At 70.7% G+C, this 1,828-nt stretch carries 1 protein-coding gene; it reads right to left on the bottom strand.

The annotated features are described in order from the left end of the window. Positions 1–93 precede the first annotated feature (93 nt). Positions 94–1,539 carry an aldehyde dehydrogenase family protein gene (locus tag FGD71_RS35050; RefSeq protein ID WP_119104600.1) on the bottom strand — a complete coding sequence of 482 codons (1,446 nt, stop codon included), beginning with the start codon at positions 1,537–1,539 and terminating at the stop codon, positions 94–96. Positions 1,540–1,828 lie beyond the last annotated feature (289 nt).

Here is a 1,828-nt window from a genome sequence, read left to right on the forward strand (position 1 = left end):
AGGGGCCCGGCACCGGAGGGCACCGGTGCCGGGCCCCTCCGTCAGAGCTGACCAGAGGACAAGGGCCGACTGGAGGGTGAGCCGGTCACCCGACTAGAGGGTGAGCCCCGTCAGCACCATCACCCGCTCGTACGTGTAGTCGTCCATCGCGAACTTCACACCCTCACGCCCGACCCCGGACTGCTTCACACCGCCGTACGGCATCTGATCGGCGCGGTACGAGGGCACGTCCCCGATGACCACGCCACCGACCTCCAGCGCCCGGTGCGCCCGGAAAGCGGTCTGCAGGTCATGGGTGAACACCCCTGCCTGAAGGCCGTACTTGGAGTCGTTGACGGCGGCGAAGGCGGCGGCCTCCCCGTCCACCTTCTGCACCGAGAGGACGGGACCGAAGACCTCCTCGCAGGACAGCGTGACATCGGCCGGCACATCGGCGAGAACGGTCGGCGCGTACGAGGCCCCGTCCCGCTTGCCACCGGTCAGCACACGGGCGCCCGCCTGCGCGGCCTCCTCGACCCACGACTCCACACGCCTGGCGGCGTCCTCACTCACCAGCGGCCCGACATCCGTCGCGTCGTCGGACGGATCACCGGTCACCTGGGCCTCGACGGCGGCGACGATACGAGGCACCAGCCGCTCGTACACGGAAGAATCGGCGATCACCCGCTGCACGGAGATGCAGGACTGCCCGCCCTGGTAGTTGGAGAAGGCGGCGATACGCGTCGCGGCCCAGTCCAGATCCTCGTCACTGGCGTAGTCGGCCAGCACCACGGCCGCGCCGTTCCCGCCCAGCTCCAGCGTGCAGTGCTTGCGCGGCACCGAGTCCATGATCGCGAACCCGACCTTCTCGGACCCGGTGAACGAGATGACCGGCAGCCGCTCGTCCTGCACGAGAGCGGGCATACGGTCGTTGGCGACCGGCAGGATGCTCCACGACCCGGCCGGCAGCTCGCTCTCGGCCAGCAGCTCACCGATCAGCAGACCCGACAGCGGGGTCGCGGGCGCGGGCTTCAGAATGATCGGCACACCGGCCGCGATGGCCGGAGCGATCTTGTGCGCGCACAGGTTCAGCGGAAAGTTGAACGGCGCGATGCCCAGCACCACGCCCTTGGGGAAGCGACGGGTGATGGCGAGCCGTCCCTGCCCTCCGAGGTCCGTGTCGAGCCGCTGTGCCTCTCCGCCGTTGAACCGCCGGGCCTCCTCGGCCGCGAACCGGAACACCGACACGGCCCGCCCGACCTCGCCGCGGGCCCACTTGACCGGCTTGCCGTTCTCGGCGGATATCAGCCGGGCGATCTCCTCGGTCCGCTCGATCAGTCGCCGTGACACGTGGTCGAGGGCGGCGGCACGTACGTGGGCCGGGGTGGCGGCGAACTCGTCCCGCACGGCGTACGCGGCGGCGACGGCCTCCTCCACCTGCTCGTCGGTCGGCACGCTCGCCGTCCCGACCACACCGCCGTCCCAGGGGGACGTGACATCGAACGTGGCCTCACCGGTGGCCTGGCGGCCGGCGAGCCAGAAGGCGTGGGTGGAAGTCATTTGGGTGTCCGGCCCTTCCGTTGGCGTGTCCTGGACGTTCTTTCCCCACGGTAGGGGCGGGACGGCCGGGGGGCGTTTGTCCGAGCCGTAGTAGTTGCCCTGGGGGATGCGACACTTTGGCACGGTCGCGCGCGGCTGCGGCGTTCAGGGTTCTCGCCCCCGCCGCCCCTACCCGTCCCATCCTTCTGGGGCTCCGCCCCAGACCCCGCCAGGGGGCCAGCCCCCTGGACCCCCGCTCCTCAAACGCCGGAGGGGCTGACATACCCAGCCCGTCCGGCGTTTGAGGACG

Origin of the sequence: Streptomyces sporangiiformans (assembly GCF_005768555.2) — a bacterium.
Lineage (GTDB): Bacteria > Actinomycetota > Actinomycetes > Streptomycetales > Streptomycetaceae > Streptomyces > Streptomyces sporangiiformans.